Genomic DNA, 19,494 nt, shown 5'->3' with positions numbered 1-19,494 from the left:
CCGACAGGACGACACCCATGGCGCATGCAAAGAACCACGATTATCACATCCTGCCCCCTTCGATCTGGCCGCTGCTGAGCGCGCTTGGTGCCTTCATCATGCTCTTCGGGGCGGTGATGTGGATGCAGAAGGTCACGCCCTTCATCTTCGTCGCGGGCCTGCTGATGGTGCTTTACTGCATGTACGGCTGGTGGTCGGACGTCGTGCGCGAAGGCGAAAACCAGGAGCACACGCCCGTCATCCGGATCGGCCTGCGCTACGGCTTCATCCTGTTCATCATGTCCGAGGTGATGTTCTTCGTCGCTTGGTTCTGGAGCTTCATCAAGAACGCGATGTATCCGCTCGGGCCGGAATACCCGGCTGTGGACGGCGTCTGGCCGCCGGCAGGCACCGTGCCCTTCGATCCGTGGAGCCTGCCGCTGATCAACACCGTGATCCTGCTGCTGTCGGGCGTCACGCTGACCTGGGCACACCATGCGCTGGTGCATGACAACAACCGCAAGGATGCCAAGACCGGCCTCACGCTGACCGTGATCCTGGGCTTCATCTTCACGCTGCTCCAAGCCTATGAATACACCCACGCCCAGCAAGCCATCGGCACCGGCTCGATCTTCTGGGACAACTTCTTCATGGCGACCGGCTTCCATGGCGCGCATGTGATCATCGGCACGATCTTCCTGCTGATCTGCCTGCTGCGCCTCAACAAGGGCCACTTCACCCCGAGCGAGCATATCGGCTTCGAAGCCGCGGCCTGGTATTGGCACTTCGTCGATGTGGTCTGGCTTTTCCTCTTCGCTACGATCTATCTGTGGGGCGCTGCATAAGCCCCCTCGCGTGTCAGGAAACGCGCTCGGCGCGGGGGGCGACCCTCGCGCCGTTTTCTTGAGGCTCTGATGAAACGCTACATCTTCCCGCTGATCCTTGGCCTTGGTGGCTGCGCAATCCTGCTGAGCCTCGGCTTCTGGCAATTGCGGCGGCTGGAGTGGAAAGAGACCATGCTGGCGCAGATCGAGGCGCAGATCGCGGGCGCCTTGCAGGATCTTCCGCCCGAGGGAACCCCGACCGAGCCACTGAAATACCAGCCTGTCCACATGTCGGGCGGCACGACGGGGCAAGAGATCCTTGTGCTCTCGGGCCAGAAAGGCGTCGGCGCGGGCTATGAGGTGATCACCGCCTTTGAGACCGGCGAGGGGCGCCGGGTGCTGCTTGATCGCGGGTTCATCCGCGAAGAGGGGCGCGCTGCGGCCCGCCCGTCCACCGCACTGATCGTCACCGGCAACCTGCACTGGCCCACGGAAACCGACAGCTACACCCCCGCGCCGGACGCAAAGACCGGCATCTGGTTTGCCCGCGACGTGCCCGCCATGGCCGCCGCGCTTGGCACCGAGCCGATCATGGTCGTGGCCTCGGCCATTGATGGCGATACGCAGGGCGTCGAGCCCCGCGCCATCACCATCAGCGGTGTCCCGAATGACCATCTGAACTACGCGATCACGTGGTTTTCGCTCGCGATTGTCTGGGCGGGGATGACAGCGTTCCTGTTGTGGCGTATCAGGCGGCAACAGATCTGAGGAAGACCCATGCGCTATATCTCGACCCGGGGGCAGGCCCCCGTGCTGACCTTCGGAGAGGCGATGCTGACCGGGCTCGCCCGCGACGGTGGCCTCTATGTTCCGCAAACCGTCCCGAGCTTATCGGCGGACGAAATCGCGGCGCTGGCCGGTCTGCCCTATGAAGAGGTTGCCTTCCGCGTGATGTTCCCCTTCGTAGGCGAGACCTTCACCGAGGAAGAGCTGCGCGGCGCCATCGCGCGCGCCTATGCGGGCTTTGGCCATGTCGCACGCGCGCCGCTGGTCCAGCTTGACGCCGGGCATTTCCTGCTGGAGCTGTTCCACGGCCCGACGCTGGCCTTCAAGGACTTCGCCATGCAGATCATCGGGCAGCTGTTCCAGCTGGCGCTCGCGAAGGAAGGCAAGCGCATCACCATCGTCGGCGCAACCTCGGGCGATACCGGCTCGGCCGCGATCGAGGCGTTCCGCGGGCTCGACAATGTCGATGTGTTCATCCTCTTCCCGCATGGCCGCGTATCCGAGGTGCAGCGCCGTCAGATGACGACGCCCGCCGAGCAAAACGTCCACGCGCTGGCGCTTGATGGCACGTTCGACGATTGCCAGAACCGCCTCAAGGACATGTTCAACCACTTCGACTTCCGCGACGAGGTCGGTCTGGCGGGCGTGAACTCGATCAACTGGGCGCGGGTTCTCGCGCAGGTCGTCTATTACTTCACCGCCGCCACGGCAGTGGGCGCGCCGCATCGCAAGGTCTCGTTCACCGTGCCCACCGGCAATTTCGGCGACATTTTCGCGGGCTTCATCGCCAAAGAGATGGGCCTGCCGATCGAACAGCTGGTGATCGCCACCAACCAGAATGACATCCTGCATCGCTGCCTGACCACGGGCAGCTACGAGATGGACGGGGTGAAGCCCTCAATCAGCCCGTCGATGGACATTCAGATCTCGTCGAACTTCGAGCGGGCACTGTTCTGGGCCTATGGCAAGGACGGGGCCGCCGTGGCGCAGCTGATGGATGAGCTGAAGACCAAGGGCGGGTTTGCCGTCAGCCAGGGCGCGTTGCAGGCGCTGCGCGAAACCTATGCCTCGGGCCGCGTGTCGGAGGAAGAGACCTCGCAGACCATCACCGAGGAACTCAAGCGTTCGGGAGAGCTGCTCTGCCCGCATTCGGCCGTCGGCGTGCGCGTGGGCGCGGCCCATGTCGCGGCGCCGGTGCCGATGGTGACGCTGGCCACCGCGCACCCGGCCAAGTTCCCGGATGCGGTCGAGGCCGCCACCGGCATTCGCCCGGGCCTGCCGCCGCGCATGGCCGATCTGTTCGAGCGCGCCGAGCGTGTGACCCGCGTGCCCAACGATCTTGCCGCGCTTGAGGCGCTGATCCAGGAAAGGCGCCGCAAGTGATTCAAACCACGACGCTGTCGAACGGGCTGCGCATCGTCACCGAGCGGATGCCGGGGCTGGCCTCGGCCACTATCGGTATCTGGGTCACGGCAGGCGGGCGCCACGAACGCCCCGAGCAGAACGGCATCGCGCATTTCCTTGAGCACATGGCCTTCAAGGGGACCAAGACGCGCAACGCCCTTCAGATCGCCGAGGCGATCGAGGACGTGGGCGGCTATATCAACGCCTATACCTCGCGCGAGATGACGGCCTATTACGCCCGCGTTCTGGGGGCGGATGTGACGCTTGCGCTCGATGTGATTTCCGACATCGTGCTGAACCCTGTCTTCGATCAGCGCGAGATCGAGGTCGAGCGTCACGTGATCTTGCAAGAGATCGGTCAGGCGCTGGACACGCCCGACGACATCATCTTCGACTGGCTGCAAGAGGCGGCCTACCCCGATCAGGCCATCGGCCGCACGATCCTTGGCCCGGCCGAGCGGGTGTCGAACTTCGGCAAGCCCGATCTTGCCGGTTTCGTGGCCGAGCATTACGGCCCCGACCAGATGATCCTCTCGGCGGCGGGCGATGTCGATCACGAGGCCATCGTGCGTCAGGCCGAGGCGGTCTTCGGTGGCCTGCGCCCGGTTGGCGCGCCCTCGATCCAGCCTGCGCTTTGGGCGGGGCAGGAGCGGCGCGAGATCAAGGATCTCGAGCAGGTGCATTTCACGCTGGCCTTCGAGGGGCCGGGCTATCGCAGCCCCGATCTCTACACCGCGCAGGTCTATTCGACCGCGCTTGGCGGCGGCATGTCCTCGCGCCTGTTCCAGAAGATCCGCGAAGAGCGCGGCCTGTGCTACTCGATCTTCGCGCAGGCCGGGGCCTATGACGACACCGGCATGATCACGATCTATGCGGGCACCTCGGAAGAAGAGATCGGCGCGCTGGCCGACCTGACCGTCGAGGAGCTGCGCCGCGCGGCCGAGGATATGTCCGAGGCCGAGGTGGCGCGCGCGCGGGTGCAGATGAAGGCAGGAATGCTCATGGGGCTCGAAAGCGCCTCGAGCCGCGCCGAGCGCATGGCGCGCAACCTTGCGATTTACGGTCGGGTGCCGGGGCTTGAAGAGGTCTCGGCCCGGATCGACGCGGTCACCCGCGAGGCGGTACGCGATTATGCCGGGCGGCTTGCCGCCTCGGGGCGCGCGGCGATGGCGGTTTACGGACCGGTCGCCGGGGCGCCGCATCTGGCCGATCTGCGCGCAAGGCTTGCCGCCTGATGCTGGGGCGGCGTCGGAAGCCTCGGGTCGAGACGGAGCGGATGACGCTCCGCCTGCCGATGCATTCCGATTACCGGGACTGGGCGCTTCTGCGCGAGGAAAGCCGTGATTTCCTGATGCCGTGGGAGCCCGCCTGGACCTCGGACCATCTCAGCCGCAAGGCCTTCACCAACCGGGTCTACTGGTCGGCCCGCGCCGAGGCCGCGGGCACTGCGCTGCCGTTCTTCCTGATCCGGCGTCAGGATGCGCGGGTTCTGGGGGCGATCACGCTTGACAGTATCCGGCGCGGACCGGCGCAGGCGGGCACGCTTGGCTACTGGGTGGGCGAGCGTTACGCCCGCCAGGGCTACATGCGCGAGGCGATCCGCGCGGTCGTGCATTACGCCTTCACCGCGCTTGACCTGAGCCGCATCGAAGCCGCCTGCCTGCCCGAGAACATGGCCTCGCGCGGGGTGCTTGAGAAGTCGGGCTTCAAGTATGAGGGCGTCGCGCAGGCCTATCTTCAGATCAACGGGCGCTGGCGCAACCACGTGCTTTATTCCAACCTGCGGGCCGACCGGCGCGGGCGGACCGACGCGGGCTAGGGCCATCCCGGCAAGGGGGACATGAGATGCTGAATGCCGCATATGACGCTTTTGCCGAACGCCTCGCGCAGGCCGTGCCGGGCCTGTGGATTGGCGCGCCCGAGCCGCGCTATCTGGAAGAGCCGAGGGGGCGCTGGTTTGGTCAGGGTGGCCTGCTAGTCAAGCCCGCCGATACCGCGCAGGTCTCGGCTGTGCTGCGCGCCTGCAACGAGGCGCGGGTCGGCGTGGTGCCCTATGGCGGCGGAACGGGGTTGGTCAGCGGCCAGATCGCGCCCGATGGACCGCTGCCCGTCATCCTGAGCCTTGAGAAGATGGCCGCGCTGCGCAAGATCGACAGCCACGCGATGCAGGTCGAGGCCGGCGCAACGCTGCAACAGGTGCGCGACTGGGCCGAGGAGGCCGGGCGGCGCTTCCCCTTGGGGCTGGCCAGTCAGGGCAGCGCGCAGATCGGCGGCTGCCTGGCGACCAACGCGGGCGGCGTGAACGTGCTGCGCTACGGCAACGCGCGGGCGCTGTGTCTTGGGCTTGAGGTCGTTCTGGCCGATGGCACGATCTGGGGTGGCCTGAAGGCGCTGCGCAAGGACAACACTGGCTACGATCTGCGCGATCTGATGATCGGCGCCGAGGGCTCGCTTGGTGTCATCACGGCCGCCAGCCTGCGCCTGTTCGAGCCCCCTGCCGTTGAGGGCACGGCCCTGTTCGCCGTCCCCTCGCCGAAGGCGGCCGTGGCTCTGCTGGAACTGGCGCAACGTCAGCTGGCGGGCTGCGTTTCGGCGTTCGAGCTGATCGCGGGGCAGGGGCTTGCCTTCCTGCGCGAGGTCGGGCCCGAGGTGCAGATGCCATTCGCGCAAGACCCCGACTGGTGCGTGTTGATCGAGCTGGGCCTGCCCGCGGGCATGGATGCGGAAGAAGCCTTCGGTGCACTTTACGAGGCCGCCGAGGAACTGGTGCTCGATGCCGTCGTCGCGCAATCCGAGGCGCAGCGCAGCGCGCTTTGGGAATTGCGCGAAAGCCTGCCGCTGGCGAACCGGCGGATCGGGGCGATCTCAAGCCACGATATCTCGGTCCCGGTCAGTGCCATCCCGGCCTTCATCGACGCCGCGCAGGGGAGGCTGACAGCGATGGGCGATTTCCGCATCAACTGCTTTGGCCATGTCGGCGACGGCAACCTGCATTTCAACGTCTTCCCGGCGATGGGCCGCCAGCGCGATGACTATGTCGCGCTACGCGACGCGGTGAAGCGCGCGGTACATGATCTGGTGGTGCAGGGCTTTGACGGCTCGGTCAGCGCCGAACATGGCGTCGGCCGCCTGAAGGTCGAGGATCTGGAGCGCTATGAGGCACCGACAAAGCTTGCGATGATGCGTGCGATCAAGGATGCGCTCGATCCGAACGGGGTTCTCAACCCGGGCGCGGTCTTGCGACCCCAAGGCTGAAAAGCGAAACGCCCCGCAATTTGCGGGGCGTTGTCCGATTAGGCGCGTCTCCTCAGGCGACAGCCAGCTTGATCACTGCGATGGCAACGAAAAGCCCGGCAGAGATGTAAGTGGCATGGCGCAGTCCGTCATTCTCGATGAAGGGCGTCAGCACCTTGATGGCAAGTGCCTTGAGCGAGATTGCCGGGGCGTGAACGGACGAAGTAAGAGCCATGGTCATGTCCTGCGGATGGAACGTCTTTGGGACAATGTCGATCTTTCTGCGCGCGCAAACAAGATGCTGCGAACGCATTGCTGTCTTTCCTGAAATGCATGGCAGAATTACTGCCCTAATTTAGAGCCCCTCGAACTCGCACAGGACCCTGACCGACATTCCCATGGATTCGAGCAGTTTGCGGCCGCCAAGCTCGGGCAGATCGACGATGAACGAGCAGCCGACGATCTCGCCGCCCAGGCGTTCGATCAGCTTGATGCCCGCGCCGCAGGTGCCGCCAGTGGCCAGCAGGTCATCGACGATCAGCACCCGTTCACCGGGTTGGATGGCGTCTTCGTGGATCTCCATGATCGCCTCGCCATATTCCAGCTTGTAGGCTTGGCTGAGCGTTTGCCCCGGCAGCTTGCCCTTCTTGCGGATCGGCACGAAGCCCTTGGACAACTGGTGCGCGATGGCGCCGCCAATGATGAAGCCGCGCGCCTCAAGACCCACGACCTTGTCGATCTTTTCGCCCGCCCAGGGGTGCAAGAGCTGGTCGATCGCCATGCGAAAGCCGCGCGCATCGGCGAAAAGCGTGGTCACATCGCGGAACATGATCCCCTCATGCGGGAAATCGGCGATGGTGCGGATGTAATCCTTGACGGTTTTCATGGAGTTAGCCTTTCAGAACGCGGCCCATCACGGGCATGCAGCGGGCGATGACGGCGGGGTCGCGCTTGGCGGACACGGTCATGATCGCGCTGTCGAGCGCATGGCCACAACCCTCGGAGCAATCCTCCGCCGGACCTGCCAGCAGGCCCGGAAGCGCCGTCACCAGACCGCGCGCCTTGTCGGCGTTTTTCATCGCCGTCGCAACCACTTGCGCAACGTCAACGGCATCGTGGTCGGGGTGCCAGCAATCATAATCGGTGATCATCGCGACGCAGGCATAGCAAAGCTCGGCCTCGCGGGCGAGCTTGGCCTCGGGCATCCCGGTCATGCCGATCACATCCGCGCCCCAGCTGCGATAGAGGCGGCTTTCGGCGAGGGTCGAGAACTGCGGCCCCTCCATGGCGACATAGGTGCCGCCCTCATGCACGGTTACGCCCTGCGTCCGCGCGGCCGCGACGCAAGCCGCAGAAAGCCGCGCGCAGGTCGGATGCGCGACCGAGACATGGCCGACAAGCCCAGGCTCGAAGAACGTCTTCTCGCGTGCGAAAGTGCGGTCGATATATTGATCCACCACCAGAAAATCGCCCGGCGCATAGGCTTCCTTGAGGCTGCCAACAGCCGAAACCGCAACCAGATCGGTCACGCCAAGCATCTTCATCGCGGCGATATTGGCTCGGTAGGGAACGGTCGTGGGTGTGTGCACATGGCCGCGCCCGTGGCGGGGCAGGAAGGCCATGCGCACGCCATCCAGCACACCGGTCAGAACCTCGTCGGAGGGCGCGCCCCAAGGCGTTTCGACCGCCTGCCATTGCGCCTCTTGCAGGCCCGAGATCTCATAGACCCCCGAGCCGCCGATGATCCCGATCATTCTGTCCATGCCGCCCTCCAATTTCTGCTTTGCGGCGAGATTAGGCCCGCGCGCTCGCCCTGAAAAGCGGATATTGGGGATACAGAAGGCGATGCGCCTGCCTGTATCGTGAATCGGAGCGACAATGGAAAACATGCGCGGTGCAGTGCTGATGACGGTGGCGATGGCGCTATTTGCCGTCGAGGACATGTTCGTCAAGCGCGCGGCGAGTGCCTTGCCGGTGGGCGAGGTTCTGGCGCTCTTTGGACTTGGCGGCATGATCACCTTCGCCGCTCTGACGCTGCGTGCGGGCCAGAGGCTGTGGCATCCAGCCGTGGCAAGCCCGCTCTTGCTGACCAAGGCAGGGTTCGAGATGACCGGGCGGTTGGGGTATACTATCGGCATCGCACTGACGCCGCTGTCGAACGCGTCGGCGATCTTACAGGCGACGCCGCTGGTCGTGGTCGCGGGCGCGGCGCTGTTTTTCCGCGAGAGGGTCGGCCCGCGGCGCTGGACCGCCATCGCCATCGGCTTTGTCGGCGTTCTCGTGATTTTGCGGCCGGGGCTTGAGGGGTTTGTGCCGGCCGCACTCTGGACGGTGCTCGGGCTCTTGGGGTTTGCTGGGCGCGATTTGGCAACGCGCGCCGCACCCAAGGTGCTGTCGAATTTTCAGCTTGGCATCTATGGTTTCGCCGCACTGATCCCGACCGGCTTCATTATCCTCGCCTTCACCGGCGGCGCGCGAGTTCCCGCAATGACCGAGCTTCTTCCGGTCGCCGGAGCAACGGTTTTCGGGGTCGCCGCCTATTGGAGTTTGACCGCCGCAATGCGGGTGGGTGAAGTCTCGGTCGTGACCCCGTTCCGCTATACGCGGCTGATCTTCGCGTTGTTTCTTGGCGTTCTGGTTTTCGGAGAGCGTCCGGATACCGCGACGCTTGCCGGTGCGGGGCTGATCATCGCCTCGGGCGTCTATACCCTGTTGCGTGGGCGGAAATAGGGGGCGCTGCCCCCTCGCGGCAGGGCCGCTCACCCCCGAGGTATTTTGGCCAAGAAGAAGTTAAGGTGACCACTGCCCCTTTCGGCTTTGCAAAAATATCCCGGGGGAGGCGAAGCCGGGGGCAGAGCCCCCTTAGGTTTCGTCGGGGCGCGTAAGTTCGAATGTCTCGGTGATGGCGCAATAGTCGCGATAGCCAAGGCGCGCGAGACGGTCGGGCGGGCTGAAGCGCCCGTCTTTCAGGCAGTCGGGACGGATGTGGATGCCGACGACTTCGCCGTGGATCAGGAAGTTTGCTTTTCCCAGCAAAGGGATGATCTGAACGAGGCGGCATTCGAGGCTGGCAGGGGCGTCGCGCGCGCGCGGGCAGGGGATCGTCTCGCACTCCGCTTTCGCAACGCCTGCGTGCTGAAATTCATCCGTCCCGGCGGGGAGGGCGGCACTGGTCGCATTCATCGCACCGATCAGGTCGCGTGAGACGATACTCACGCAAAACACGCCCGTTTCGCGGATTTGGGCCGTCGTGTCCTTGGTGCCATCGCGGTCGGATTTCGCAGAGGTTGAGGCAAAGACAAGTTGCGGCGGGGTATAAGCCACTGCGTTGAAAAACGAATAGGGCGCGAGGTTGTCACCCATCGCTCCGCGCGTCGAGATCCAGGCGATAGGCCGCGGTGCGACGATTGCATTCCAGGGATTATGGGGCAGGCCGTGGCCTTCGGAGGGGCGGTAGAACATCTTTGCATCGGTCCTTTGATTTGAACCCGAGTTTACAGCGTGTTAGGCGCGAAGGGCGAGGGATTCGGGAGGCCGGATGTATCAGCTTGCTGTAGAAAGCGATGCCGATTGGTGGGAAGTGGAGGCTCTTTACGACCTCTGCTTTGCGCCGGGCCGTACTGCGTTGTCTTCCTACAGGCTGCGTGACGGCGTCGAGAAGGTGCATCCGCTGTGCCTGACGCTGCGCGAAGATGGCGTTCTGGCTGCAGTGATCCGTTACTGGCCGGTGCGCGTGGGCGGCAAGCGTGTGCTTTTGCTTGGGCCCGTCGCCGTGCACCCGACCCGACAGGGAGAAGGGCTGGGCGGTCTTTTGATGCATGAAAGCCTGAACAAGGCCCATGAGCTGGGCTGGGAGCGCGTGTTGCTGGTCGGCGACGCGCCCTATTATCGGCGCTTCGGTTTCGAGAAGATCGAGGGTGTGATCATGCCGCCGCCGACCAACCCGGACCGGGTTCTGGCGCTGGAGCTTGAGCCCGGGGCCTGGCATGGCGTGCGCGGTCATGTCCGCAAATGGGTGGAAAAATCCGCCGCGTGATCTGGTGCGCCGCCGCTTCCTGCCCATATTTGGGAAAACGGAGGCTTCCATGCAGCCAGAAATTCTTTTGCCCGTGACCGATCCGGCCCTCAAGGCCGCGTTGGACCAATTGGCCAAGCGCCACCGCGCGGCAGGCGGCATTGGGATGCAGGTCATGTCCTTCGTCGGCGGGTCGGCCGAGAACCTGATGAACAAGCTTCCACAATCGGTGCGCGACGGGCTTGAGGGCGCGACTTCGCGCGCGCTGGAGACGGCCTTCGATGCGGCGGTGCGCACGCGCGGCGCGGTCGCGGACCGTCCCGACTGGGTCAATACGGCGCTGACCACCGCTATGGGGGCTGCGGGCGGCGTGGGTGGCTTGCCCGGTGCGCTAGCAGAACTGCCCTTTACCGTCACGATGCTCTTGCGTTCGACCCAGGGGATTGCGGCCGAGCATGGCTTTGATCCGGCCTCGGATGAGGTGCGGATGGAATGCCTGCGGGTTTTTGCCAGCGCCGGGCCGCTGGCGGCGGATGATGGCACGGATATGGGTTTTCTGGCCGCAAAGGTGACGATCACCGGGCCGGCCCTGAACAGCTTGATCGCCAAGGTGGCACCACGGCTTGCGACCGTACTGGGCCAGAAACTGGCCGCGCAGGCCGCGCCGGTTCTGGGAGCCGTGGCGGGTGCGGCGGTGAACTATGCCTTCACAAGCTACTACCAAGAGATCGCCCGCGTCCATTTTGGCCTCAAACGCCTTGCGCGCGAGTCGGGTGAGGACGAAGGGCTTTTACGCGAGGAACTGGTGGCCCGGATCGCACCCAAACCCAAGGCTTAGAGATTGGCGAGATAGGCCGTAACCGCGGGGCGCAACGATTGCGCGCCGGCGTCACGGGCGTTCACGATGATCTCGCGCAGCTCGCGCAGGTTCGCGCGGCGGATCAGGTGCTTGACCGGGCCGATTGAGGCCGGGCGCATCGACAGCGTCGGCAGGCCGAGCGCGGCCAGCGCCAATGCCTCAACCGGGCGGCCGGCATCCTCACCGCAGAAGCTTAGCGCGGTGTTATTCGCCGCGCAGCGTGCGATGATCTGCTCGATAAAGGTCAGGAATGCCGCGTCGAGCGTGTCATAGCGGCGACGCACGCGTTCATTCTCGCGGTCGGCGGCGAAGAAGAACTGCTTGAGGTCGTTTCCACCGATCGAGATGAAATCGCAGGCCTTGAAGAAGCTCTCGGGGGCGAAGCCAAGCGAAGGGGTTTCGAGCATGGCGCCGATCTTCAGATCGCAGGGCACAGTGCGGCCAAGCGCGGCTTCGCGTTCCATCTCGCGCAGCAGCGAGGCACGGGCCGCGTGGAATTCGCTTGGCGTGGCGATGAAGGGGAACATGACCGAAAGCGGTCGCCCCTCGGCGCCGCGGATCAGCGCCTGCAACTGCATCCGCAGCACGCCCGGCTTGTCGAGGCCCACCCGGATTGCGCGCCAGCCCATCGCGGGGTTCGGCTCGTCCTGCGGTTTCATGTAGGGCAGAACCTTGTCTGACCCGATGTCGAGCGTGCGGAAATGCACCCGCTTGTCGCCTGCGGCATCCATCACGCGCTTGTAGAGCGCAGCCAGCTCCGAACGGCGCGGCACGCGGGTGCGGGTGAGGAACTGCAATTCAGTGCGGAAGAGGCCCACGCCATCGGCCCCCGACCCCTTGAGCGAGGGCAGGTCGGCCATAAGCCCCGCGTTCATCATCAGCGAGATGGTCTGCCCGGATTGATCCGTCGCAGGCTGTTCGCGCAGGTCGGCGTAGCGTTTCTGCGCCTCGGCCTGCATGGCGATCTTGTCGCGGAAGGCCGCGGCGACGGTTTCCTCGGGGCGCAGGTGAACCACGCCCTGATCGCCATCGACCAGAATCGGATCGCCGTTCAGCGCCTCGGCAATGACGCGTTCGGCGTGAATCACCAGCGGGATCGACAGGGCCCGCGCCACGATCGCGGCGTGCGAGCCGACCGAACCCTCTTCGAGCACCACGCCCTTGAGCGCGCGGCCGTATTCCAGCAGTTCCGCCGGGCCGATGTTGCGGGCGATCAGCACGGGGTCGGGCGGAAGCTCAGCCCCGGTATCCTTGCCCTGACCAGTCAGCAGCCGCAGCAGCCGGTTCGACAGGTCATCAAGGTCATTGAGCCGCTCGCGCAGGTATAGGTCGGGCGATTGCTCCAGCCGCGCGCGGGCGGTGGATTGCTCTTTCTCGACGGCGGCCTCGGCCGACAGGCCAAGCCCGATATCCTCGGACATGCGGCGGAACCAGCCACGCGAATGCGCCAGCATCTTGTAGGTCTCGAGCACCTGACGGTGCTCTTTGTCCATGGCGGCGGAGCCTTCAAGCATGTCCTCGATCTGCGCCTGCAAGGCCTGGATCGCCTCTTCGAGGCGCTTGAGTTCGGCGTCCGGATCGTCGCCGACCGGGTTGGTCACGACCACGCGCGGCTCGTGCAACCAGACGTGACCCTCGGCGGCGCCTTCCTGCCCGGTGGTGCCACGGAACATGACGGGGAAGCGGTGGGCCGCGCCGATGCCGTTGTTGTTGTCGCCGATGAAGGCGCCAAGCTCGGTCATTTCGGCCAACACCATGGCCACGACCTCAAGGCCATAAACCTCATCTTCCGAGAACTCGCGCGCCTCGCGCGACTGCACGACGAGCACACCGAGTTTTTCGCCCACGCGCTGGATCGGCACGCCGAGGAAGGAGGAGTAGATCTCTTCCCCCGTCTCGGGCATGTAGCGGAAGCCCGGCTCGGCGGGCGCGTTGCCGGTGTTCACCGGCTGGCCGGTGCGCGCGACGCGGCCCACCAGGCCCTCACCCAACCGCATCCGCGTCTTGTGGACGGATTCGGGGTTCAGGCCCTCAGTTGCGCAAAGCTCAAGCGTTTCGGGGTCGCGGAAGAGATAGATTGAGCACACCTGGGTGCGCATCGAATCGGCGATCAGATGGGTGATGCGGTCAAGCCGATCCTGACCGCCGCCGGGGGTGGCCAAAGTATCGCGCAGGCGCCGCAGCAAGCTGCGGCTGTCACTTTCGCTGCGTTCCACCATTGACCTCGCCCAGCCTCTCCCCTCTGGGCCTGAGTGCCTCAGGCCGCTTTCTCCAGTTCGAAGGCATCATGGAGGGCCTGCACGGCCAGTTCCATATATTTCCGGTCGATCAGCACCGAAATCTTGATCTCGGAGGTCGAGATGACCTTGATGTTGATGTTTTCGGCAGCAAGTGCCTTGAACATGGTCGCGGCGACGCCAGCGTGCGAACGCATACCGATGCCGACGACCGAGACTTTGGCCACTTCGGTGTCGATGATCAGGTCGTCGTAGTTGATCTGACCGGCGGCCTTGGCATCTTCCATCGCCTTCTTGGCGCGGGCTACCTGGTTGATCGGGCAGGAGAAAGTCATGTCGGTGACGGCGCCCGAGTGGGCCTCGTCATAGTCTTTCTCCGAGATGTTCTGAACGATCATGTCGACGTTCACGCCCGCATCCGACAGTGGCCCGAAGATGGCCTGGGCCACACCCGGACGGTCTTCGATGGTGAAGAGCGTGATCTTGGCTTCGTCACGCGAATAGGCCACGCCCGAGACGACTTTCGATTCCATGATTTCATCCTCACCGCAGACAAGGGTTCCAGAGTTTTCGTCGGTGTCCTCGAAGGACGACAGCACCCGCAGGCGCACATTATAACGCATTGCCAGCTCGACCGAGCGGGTTTGCAGCACTTTCGCGCCAAGCGAGGCCAGTTCGAGCATTTCCTCGAAGGCGATCTTGTCGAGCTTGCGCGCTTTCGAGCTGATCCGCGGGTCGGTCGTGTAAACGCCGTCGACGTCGGTATAGATGTCGCAGCGCTCGGCGCCGAAGGCGGCAGCGAAAGCCACGGCGGTCGTGTCTGAACCGCCACGGCCAAGCGTGGTGATGCGGCCCTCGGCCGAGATGCCTTGGAAGCCCGCGACGACGGCAACCTTCATGCCCTCGGCGAACTTGGCGTCGATATTCTCGCGCGGGATCGACACGAACCGGGCCGAGCTATGCGCCGAGGTGGTGTTGATCGGCACCTGCCAGCCCTGCCAGCTGCGCGCGGGCACGCCCATCTCTTGCAGGCGCAGCGCCATCAGGCCGGCGGTGACGTTCTCGCCCGAGGCCACGACGGCGTCATATTCGCGCGCGTCGTACAGGGGCGAGGTGCCCTCGACCCAGCCCACCAGCTCGTTGGTCTTGCCCGACATGGCCGACACGATGACGATGACGTCGTAGCCGCGTTCGACCTCGCGCTGGACCTTCTCGGCTGCATTCTTGATGCGGTCGAGATCGGCCACCGAGGTGCCACCGAATTTCATGACAAGAAGCGGCATCCTACCCCCCCTGAAGCGCCGGAACCGTCCCGGCAAAAATCCTGCCCCAGCTAACGCAAGGGGGACGCGCTTGCAAGGGTTTGCTGGGCATTGTGGCGCGACAACGTAACCGCGCTGTCACAGGGCTGTCACCGGTTTGTCGCATCGGCGCTGTAGCGCACTTGGCGGGTGGTCCACAGGAGGTTGCGATGAGTCTTGCAGAGGTCGAGGCACGCGAGCGGCGTGCGCAGGCGCGGGGCCTGTATCGGGCGCTGGAAGTGCTGCGGGCCGATATGGCGCGGCGCGCCTCGGCGACGATGGAGCATTGGGACGCGCTGATCCAGCGCCCCGAATTTGTCGCCTCGGCGCGGAACCTGGCCGATTACCTGGCGCTGCGGCGGGGCGATCTGGTGCCATTCCAGGCGCCGCTGGCTTCGCTCGGGCTTAGCTCGCTTGGTCGGGCAGAAAGCCATGTGCGCGCCTCGATCGACGCGGTGCTGGCGTCGCTGGCGCTGATCGGCGGCGAGGGCGAGGCCGAATACCCGCCCGTCGAGATCTTCGCGGCCGGGCCCGCGCGGCTGGCGGCGCGGCGCGATCATCTGTTTGGCGCACGCAGGGGCAACCCGCAGGCGCGCATCATGGTCACTCTGCCCACCGCCGCCGCCGAGGGGCCTGAACTGATCGCGCAGTTGCTGGCGGCCGGTGCCGATTGCCTGCGCATCAACTGCGCGCATGACACCCCCGAGGAATGGGCCGCGATGATCGGCCACGCCCGCCGCTTGGGCGCCGAGATGGGACGCCGCGTGCCGGTGCAGATTGACCTGCCCGGCCCCAAGCTGCGCATCGAGGCGGTCTCGGGCGAAGAAGAGCGGCTGCATGTGGGCGAGAGTTTCGAGATCGTGCCCGCCTTGCCGCGCGGCAAGAAGAAGCTACGCAAATCGGGCCGGGTTCAGGCGGTGCTGAGCCATCCCGCGCAACACGCGGCGCTGACCGAAGGCGCGGCGGTCTGGATCAATGACGGCAGGCTGCGCGCCCGCGTGATCGAAGTCACGCCGGAACGCGTGGTCTGCGAGGTCGTCTCGACTCCCGGCAAGGGCGCCCGTATCCGCCCCGAAAAGGGCGTGAACCTGCCCGGCACAGATCTGCGCGTGCCCGCCCTGACCGAGGATGACATGGCGCCGCTCGACTTCGCGCTGCGCCATGCCGACATCATCGGCTATTCCTTCGTGCAAACCGGCGCCGATCTGCGCGCGCTTTTCTCCGCGATCGAAGAGCGGCTGCCCGGGCGCAATCCGCAGGACTGGCCGGCGCTGATGCTCAAGATCGAGACGCCGTTGGCGCTGCGCAACCTGCCCGCGCTGATCGTCGAGGCAGGGGGGCGGATGCCGGTGGGCGTGATGATCGCGCGCGGCGATCTGGCGGTCGAGATCGGGTTCGAGCGGCTGACTGAGATCCAGGAGGAAATCCTGTGGCTCTGCGAAGCCGCCGAGGTGCCCGTCGTCTGGGCGACGCAGGTGCTGGAAGGGCTGGTCAAGGACGGTCAGGCCAGCCGCGCCGAGATGACCGATGCCGCCATGAGCCAGCGCGCCGAATGCGTGATGCTGAACAAGGGCCCGCATCTGGCCGAGGGCGTCGAGGTGCTGCTTGATGTGCTGACGCGCATGGACCGCCATTCGAACAAGAAGTCCCCACGCCTCGGCGCTCTGGGGCTGTGGCACGACTTCTGAGCTACTGAGCGAAGGTCTTGCGCCAGTCGGAGAGGAACTGCTCCGACTTGGCGCGGTCCATTGCGACCAGCAGGGCGGGGGCCAGCGGGATCAGGCGGCGCGCGCTGTCGGGCGCATCGGCCTCGATGCTGATCGACGGGTTGTCGGCGCTGATCGCTAGGTTGTTCGCGGCAAGTGAGAGTTGCCCCGCAGGCGAGAGCAGAAAGTCGAGGAACGCCCCCGCCTCGGGGCGCACACGGCTGCCCGGAAAGATCAGCGCGCGCGACAGAACCAGCGTGTAGTCGCGCGGCGCGACGATCCCGAGGTTCGGGTCGCGCTGCGCCTCGGTCACGGCGTAGGAGCCAAGGATGTTGTAGGCGATCAGGTAGTCGCCGCGCTGCACCCCGTCGATGATCTCGGCCGAGCAGCAGGTGGCCACCGCGCCCGAGCGGGCGAAGGCTTCCATCAGCGCGCCGAAGGTCGTGGCCTCTTGCGAATCCATATAGGCGAACAGGTATCCAAGCCCGGATTGCGAGATCTCGTAGGTGGCGATGCGCCCGGCGTAGCGCGAATCCTCTGGGCGCAGCAGGTCGAGCAGGTCGAAGCGGGTGCGCGGCACCTGATCGGGCGGCACGAGGCTGCGGTTGTAGACCATCACCGCCGGTTCGCGGGTCACGCCCCAGATCTCGTCGCGCCAGCGCAGCGTATCGGGCAGGCCGATGCCGTAGGACGATTGCCACGAGGCGGCGCAGCGGTCGTTGACCAGCTTGATCATCTGGTGGACGGCCGAGCTGATCACGATATCGGCGCCGCTTTCGCCCGTAGCGCATTCCTCGGCGCTGCGCTGGTAAAGCGCGTTCGAGCCCCATTGCTCGTAGTCGATCGCGACGCCCGGATGCGCCGCGAGGAACTCGTCCACGGTGGGGGCAAGGATGTCGACATCGGTCGTGGTACGCAGGACCAGCCGGGTCAGCGCGTTTTCCGGCCCGAAGGCGCGCAGGACCTCTTGCGCGCGGGCGGGCAGGGCGAGGCAGAGCAACAGAAGGGTCATGCGGATCATCAGCGCTCTCCCGATCGGGGCAGGATGATCACGACGCGGAACCCCTCGGCGCGGTCTTCAAGCGCGAGATGGCCGCCGAAGGCACGCGCGACCGAGTCGGCGATCGAGAGGCCCAGCCCGGCGCTGCGCCCGTCTGCGGCGGCGCTGCGCACGAAACGGCCGCCGAACTGCGTGCGCACGGCGGCCGAGGGGCCGGGGCCGGCATCCTGCACCCAGAGCCGGGCCTGCGCGCCCTGCACATCGGCCCCCAGCACGATGGGTGCGCGCCCATGCGCCAGCGCGTTACGAAACAGGTTCTTGGCGGCCTCGCCAAGCGAAAGCGGATCGCCCTGCACGATCACGGGCGCCTCGCCAATCTCAAGGCGGACCTCGGCACCCGGGGCGATAAGCTGGTGATCGCCCGACTCGACGATATCAAGGGCGATGTCGCGCAGGTCCACGGCTTCGCGCCGGGCCGAGTCGATGCGGTGGATGACCAGCGCCCGGCTGAGCATCTGGTCGAGCAACCGCCCGAGACTGACGCTGCGATCATGGATGCGCCCGATCAGGCGGTTGCGCCGGTCGGGGTCGGTTTCCTGCGTCGCCAGATCCGCCTGCGCGCGCAGCGCGGCGACGGGGGTGCGCAGCTGATGGGCGGAATCTGAAATCAGGTTGCGCATCGCGTCGAACTGTCGATCCAGCCGCGCCATGAAGCCGTTGACCGCGCCCACAAGGCTTGCGACCTCGCGCGGGACAGCGGTGGAAATCGCCGTCAGATCTTGCGGGTCGCGCCCGGCCAAGGCCAATGCCAGTTCGTCCAGCGGGCGCAGCGCCGAGCGCACGACCAGCACCGCCAGCAGAACCACCGCAGCCCCGCCTATGGCCAGACCCATCAGGGCGTTGAGCGCGATATCCTCGGCCAGGGCGTTGCGCTCGCGCAGGGTCTGCCCGACGATCACCTCGATCGTGCCCGACAGGTCGCGCTCGGCGAAGCGCCGGGTCAGGCGGATGAAGCGTGCAGGCTCGCCGGTGAAGGCGGCGTCGTAATAGACCGGCCCGCTGGTGACGAGGCGCGACGGAGGTGGCTGCGGCAGGTCTGCATAGCCCGTCAGCACCGCGCCATCGACGCCGCGCACCTGGTAGGCGATGCGGTCCTCGGGGGCGAGGGCAAGCAGATCGAAGGCCGAGACCGGCAGGTCCACCACCGCCGCGCCCTCAATCACAGAAACCGAGGCGGCGATGGAACTGGCCGCCCCCACCAGCAGGCGGTCGAAGGCCTCGCGCGCCGCGGCACGGCCATAGGCGAAGGTGGCAAGCGACAGCACCACGCCGCCGACCACCAGCAGCACGACCAGACCGCCCGCAAGCCGGGCGCTGAGCGACAGGGTCGAGGCGCTGCGCGGCGATTCAGTCATCGGCGTCAAGGCTGTAGCCCTGCCCGCGCAGGGTGCGGATCTCGACCCCGCTGCCCGCCAGCTTTTTGCGCAGCCGCGCGATATAAAGCTCGACCGCGTTCACCCCGACGATAGCGTCGTCAAAGGAATAAAGCCCCTCGTGCAGGCGCTCTTTATTCACCACCTGCCCGCGATGCTTGAGCAGCATCCCCAGAAGCGAGAATTCGCGCCGCGTCAGGTCCAGCCGCTCGCCCGCCACGCTCGCGACGCCCCCGGTGGCGTTGTAGCTGAGCCGCCCCAGAGTGACTTCGCTCGACCGCTCGGCCTTGTCGCGGCGCAAGAGCGCGTGCAGCCGTGCCGCCAGTTCGCGGTGATCGAAGGGCTTGGTAAGGTAGTCGTCCGCCCCGAGACCGAAGGCCGAGAGCTTGTCATCCACCGAAAACTGCGCGGTCAGCATCAGCACGGGCATCGGTAGCTTACGTCGGCGAATGTCGCGCAACAGGTCCGTCCCCGAGCCATCGGGCAGGTTGATATCCAGCACCGCCGCATCATAGCGCTGCACATCCAGGCAATCCTCGGCGTCGCGCAGGGTCATGGCGAGATCGCAGGCAAACCCGCTTTGGCTGAGTTGGCGTTGCGTCGCCTCGGCCAGATCCGGAGCATCCTCGACCAGCAAGATTCGCATTGCGCCCCCCTCCCAAGGGTGTCGGCGATCCTGTGACAGGTTGGTGACAGGTTCAACTCGTAAGTTCCTT

The 19,494-nt window shown here is 65.7% G+C and carries 19 protein-coding genes; 10 read left to right on the top strand and 9 right to left on the bottom strand.

Annotated elements, in window-relative coordinates:
- Window positions 1–17: 17 nt before the first annotated feature.
- The 6 genes from LZA78_RS10945 (at window position 18) to LZA78_RS10920 (ending at window position 6,248) form a co-directional block, all read left to right on the top strand.
- Window positions 18–824, top strand: coding sequence for a cytochrome c oxidase subunit 3 (locus LZA78_RS10945; protein WP_233676966.1), 807 nt, complete (start codon window positions 18–20; stop codon window positions 822–824).
- 66 nt (window positions 825–890) lie between these two features.
- Window positions 891–1,571, top strand: coding sequence for an SURF1 family protein (locus tag LZA78_RS10940; RefSeq protein WP_233677002.1), 681 nt, complete (start codon window positions 891–893; stop codon window positions 1,569–1,571).
- A 9-nt stretch (window positions 1,572–1,580) separates the two neighbouring features.
- The gene (thrC, locus tag LZA78_RS10935) at window positions 1,581–2,972 is read left to right on the top strand and encodes a threonine synthase (RefSeq protein WP_233676965.1); all 1,392 of its coding nucleotides are present in this window, start codon (window positions 1,581–1,583) and stop codon (window positions 2,970–2,972) included.
- 47 nt (window positions 2,973–3,019) lie between these two features.
- Window positions 3,020–4,228: a M16 family metallopeptidase gene (locus LZA78_RS10930; RefSeq protein WP_233677001.1), complete on the top strand. Its 1,209-nt coding sequence runs from the start codon at window positions 3,020–3,022 to the stop codon at window positions 4,226–4,228.
- On the top strand, window positions 4,228–4,812 hold the full coding sequence (locus tag LZA78_RS10925) for a GNAT family N-acetyltransferase (RefSeq protein ID WP_218628751.1): 585 nt from the start codon (window positions 4,228–4,230) through the stop codon (window positions 4,810–4,812). The genes LZA78_RS10930 and LZA78_RS10925 overlap by 1 nt, the downstream gene beginning before the upstream one ends.
- Before the next feature lie 26 nt (window positions 4,813–4,838).
- A complete protein-coding gene (locus LZA78_RS10920) occupies window positions 4,839–6,248 on the top strand; it encodes an FAD-binding oxidoreductase (protein ID WP_233676964.1) in 1,410 nt (469 codons plus the stop codon).
- Between the two features lie 52 nt (window positions 6,249–6,300).
- Here the strand turns inward: LZA78_RS10920 and LZA78_RS10915 are convergent, their stop codons facing one another.
- The 3 genes from LZA78_RS10915 to LZA78_RS10905 form a co-directional block, all read right to left on the bottom strand.
- The gene (locus LZA78_RS10915) at window positions 6,301–6,462 is read right to left on the bottom strand and encodes a hypothetical protein (protein WP_233676963.1); all 162 of its coding nucleotides are present in this window, start codon (window positions 6,460–6,462) and stop codon (window positions 6,301–6,303) included.
- A 120-nt stretch (window positions 6,463–6,582) separates the two neighbouring features.
- The gene (locus LZA78_RS10910; protein WP_233676962.1) at window positions 6,583–7,113 is read right to left on the bottom strand and encodes an adenine phosphoribosyltransferase; all 531 of its coding nucleotides are present in this window, start codon (window positions 7,111–7,113) and stop codon (window positions 6,583–6,585) included.
- Window positions 7,114–7,117: 4 nt separating this feature from the next.
- Entirely contained in the window at window positions 7,118–7,990 is an 873-nt protein-coding gene (locus LZA78_RS10905; RefSeq protein WP_233676961.1) for an S-methyl-5'-thioadenosine phosphorylase, read from the bottom strand.
- A 115-nt stretch (window positions 7,991–8,105) separates the two neighbouring features.
- Here LZA78_RS10905 and LZA78_RS10900 point away from each other — a divergent pair, with 115 nt between their 5' ends.
- Window positions 8,106–8,957, top strand: a complete 852-nt coding sequence (locus LZA78_RS10900) for a DMT family transporter (protein WP_233676960.1) — start codon at window positions 8,106–8,108, stop codon at window positions 8,955–8,957.
- Between the two features lie 132 nt (window positions 8,958–9,089).
- On the opposite strand, the gene LZA78_RS10895 is transcribed toward LZA78_RS10900, so the two are convergent.
- On the bottom strand, window positions 9,090–9,689 hold the full coding sequence (locus LZA78_RS10895) for a flavin reductase family protein (protein ID WP_233676959.1): 600 nt from the start codon (window positions 9,687–9,689) through the stop codon (window positions 9,090–9,092).
- A 76-nt stretch (window positions 9,690–9,765) separates the two neighbouring features.
- On the opposite strand from LZA78_RS10895, the gene LZA78_RS10890 reads away from it, so the two are divergent.
- Window positions 9,766–10,263, top strand: a complete 498-nt coding sequence (locus tag LZA78_RS10890) for a GNAT family N-acetyltransferase (protein ID WP_233676958.1) — start codon at window positions 9,766–9,768, stop codon at window positions 10,261–10,263.
- A 49-nt stretch (window positions 10,264–10,312) separates the two neighbouring features.
- Window positions 10,313–11,080 (top strand): EcsC family protein, encoded by a 768-nt coding sequence (locus tag LZA78_RS10885; RefSeq protein ID WP_233676957.1) that lies wholly within the window; start codon window positions 10,313–10,315, stop codon window positions 11,078–11,080.
- Here the strand turns inward: LZA78_RS10885 and ptsP are convergent.
- Complete coding sequence (gene ptsP, locus LZA78_RS10880; RefSeq protein ID WP_233676956.1) at window positions 11,077–13,320, bottom strand: phosphoenolpyruvate--protein phosphotransferase; 2,244 nt, start codon at window positions 13,318–13,320, stop codon at window positions 11,077–11,079. The genes LZA78_RS10885 and ptsP overlap by 4 nt on opposite strands.
- A gap of 38 nt (window positions 13,321–13,358) precedes the next feature.
- Window positions 13,359–14,621 (bottom strand): aspartate kinase, encoded by a 1,263-nt coding sequence (locus tag LZA78_RS10875; protein ID WP_233676955.1) that lies wholly within the window; start codon window positions 14,619–14,621, stop codon window positions 13,359–13,361.
- 188 nt (window positions 14,622–14,809) lie between these two features.
- Here LZA78_RS10875 and LZA78_RS10870 point away from each other — a divergent pair, with 188 nt between their 5' ends.
- Window positions 14,810–16,327, top strand: a complete 1,518-nt coding sequence (locus LZA78_RS10870; RefSeq protein ID WP_233676954.1) for a pyruvate kinase — start codon at window positions 14,810–14,812, stop codon at window positions 16,325–16,327.
- A 1-nt stretch (window position 16,328) separates the two neighbouring features.
- Here the strand turns inward: LZA78_RS10870 and LZA78_RS10865 are convergent, their stop codons facing one another.
- From LZA78_RS10865 to LZA78_RS10855, 3 genes are read right to left on the bottom strand one after another with little or no spacing between them, the layout of a single operon-like run.
- A complete protein-coding gene (locus LZA78_RS10865) occupies window positions 16,329–17,366 on the bottom strand; it encodes an ABC transporter substrate-binding protein (protein ID WP_233676953.1) in 1,038 nt (345 codons plus the stop codon).
- Window positions 17,366–18,760: a sensor histidine kinase gene (locus tag LZA78_RS10860; protein WP_233676952.1), complete on the bottom strand. Its 1,395-nt coding sequence runs from the start codon at window positions 18,758–18,760 to the stop codon at window positions 17,366–17,368. Before LZA78_RS10860 ends, LZA78_RS10865 begins: the two co-directional genes overlap by 1 nt.
- Entirely contained in the window at window positions 18,753–19,424 is a 672-nt protein-coding gene (locus tag LZA78_RS10855; protein ID WP_233676951.1) for a response regulator transcription factor, read from the bottom strand. Before LZA78_RS10855 ends, LZA78_RS10860 begins: the two co-directional genes overlap by 8 nt.
- Between the last annotated feature and the right edge of the window lie 70 nt (window positions 19,425–19,494).

The organism is Rhodobacter flavimaris (assembly GCF_021378075.1).
GTDB classification, from domain to species: domain Bacteria; phylum Pseudomonadota; class Alphaproteobacteria; order Rhodobacterales; family Rhodobacteraceae; genus Rhodobacter; species Rhodobacter flavimaris.
The sequence above is the reverse complement of the archived record's forward strand: the minus strand, read 5'-3'. Positions and strand labels throughout refer to the sequence as shown.

Excerpts from the sequence above, each read along its gene's own strand:
- LZA78_RS10945 (WP_233676966.1), top strand. The coding sequence starts at position 18 with ATGGCGCATGCAAAGAACCACGATTATCACATCCTGCCCCCTTCGATC.
- thrC (WP_233676965.1), top strand. The coding sequence starts at position 1,581 with ATGCGCTATATCTCGACCCGGGGGCAGGCCCCCGTGCTGACCTTCGGA.
- LZA78_RS10930 (WP_233677001.1), top strand. The coding sequence starts at position 3,020 with ATGCCGGGGCTGGCCTCGGCCACTATCGGTATCTGGGTCACGGCAGGC.
- LZA78_RS10925 (WP_218628751.1), top strand. The coding sequence starts at position 4,228 with ATGCTGGGGCGGCGTCGGAAGCCTCGGGTCGAGACGGAGCGGATGACG.
- LZA78_RS10920 (WP_233676964.1), top strand. The coding sequence starts at position 4,839 with ATGCTGAATGCCGCATATGACGCTTTTGCCGAACGCCTCGCGCAGGCC.
- LZA78_RS10915 (WP_233676963.1), bottom strand. The coding sequence starts at position 6,462 with ATGGCTCTTACTTCGTCCGTTCACGCCCCGGCAATCTCGCTCAAGGCA.
- LZA78_RS10910 (WP_233676962.1), bottom strand. The coding sequence starts at position 7,113 with ATGAAAACCGTCAAGGATTACATCCGCACCATCGCCGATTTCCCGCAT.
- LZA78_RS10905 (WP_233676961.1), bottom strand. The coding sequence starts at position 7,990 with ATGGACAGAATGATCGGGATCATCGGCGGCTCGGGGGTCTATGAGATC.
- LZA78_RS10900 (WP_233676960.1), top strand. The coding sequence starts at position 8,106 with ATGGAAAACATGCGCGGTGCAGTGCTGATGACGGTGGCGATGGCGCTA.
- LZA78_RS10895 (WP_233676959.1), bottom strand. The coding sequence starts at position 9,689 with ATGTTCTACCGCCCCTCCGAAGGCCACGGCCTGCCCCATAATCCCTGG.
- LZA78_RS10890 (WP_233676958.1), top strand. The coding sequence starts at position 9,766 with ATGTATCAGCTTGCTGTAGAAAGCGATGCCGATTGGTGGGAAGTGGAG.
- LZA78_RS10885 (WP_233676957.1), top strand. The coding sequence starts at position 10,313 with ATGCAGCCAGAAATTCTTTTGCCCGTGACCGATCCGGCCCTCAAGGCC.
- ptsP (WP_233676956.1), bottom strand. The coding sequence starts at position 13,320 with ATGGTGGAACGCAGCGAAAGTGACAGCCGCAGCTTGCTGCGGCGCCTG.
- LZA78_RS10875 (WP_233676955.1), bottom strand. The coding sequence starts at position 14,621 with ATGCCGCTTCTTGTCATGAAATTCGGTGGCACCTCGGTGGCCGATCTC.
- LZA78_RS10870 (WP_233676954.1), top strand. The coding sequence starts at position 14,810 with ATGAGTCTTGCAGAGGTCGAGGCACGCGAGCGGCGTGCGCAGGCGCGG.
- LZA78_RS10865 (WP_233676953.1), bottom strand. The coding sequence starts at position 17,366 with ATGATCCGCATGACCCTTCTGTTGCTCTGCCTCGCCCTGCCCGCCCGC.
- LZA78_RS10860 (WP_233676952.1), bottom strand. The coding sequence starts at position 18,760 with ATGACTGAATCGCCGCGCAGCGCCTCGACCCTGTCGCTCAGCGCCCGG.
- LZA78_RS10855 (WP_233676951.1), bottom strand. The coding sequence starts at position 19,424 with ATGCGAATCTTGCTGGTCGAGGATGCTCCGGATCTGGCCGAGGCGACG.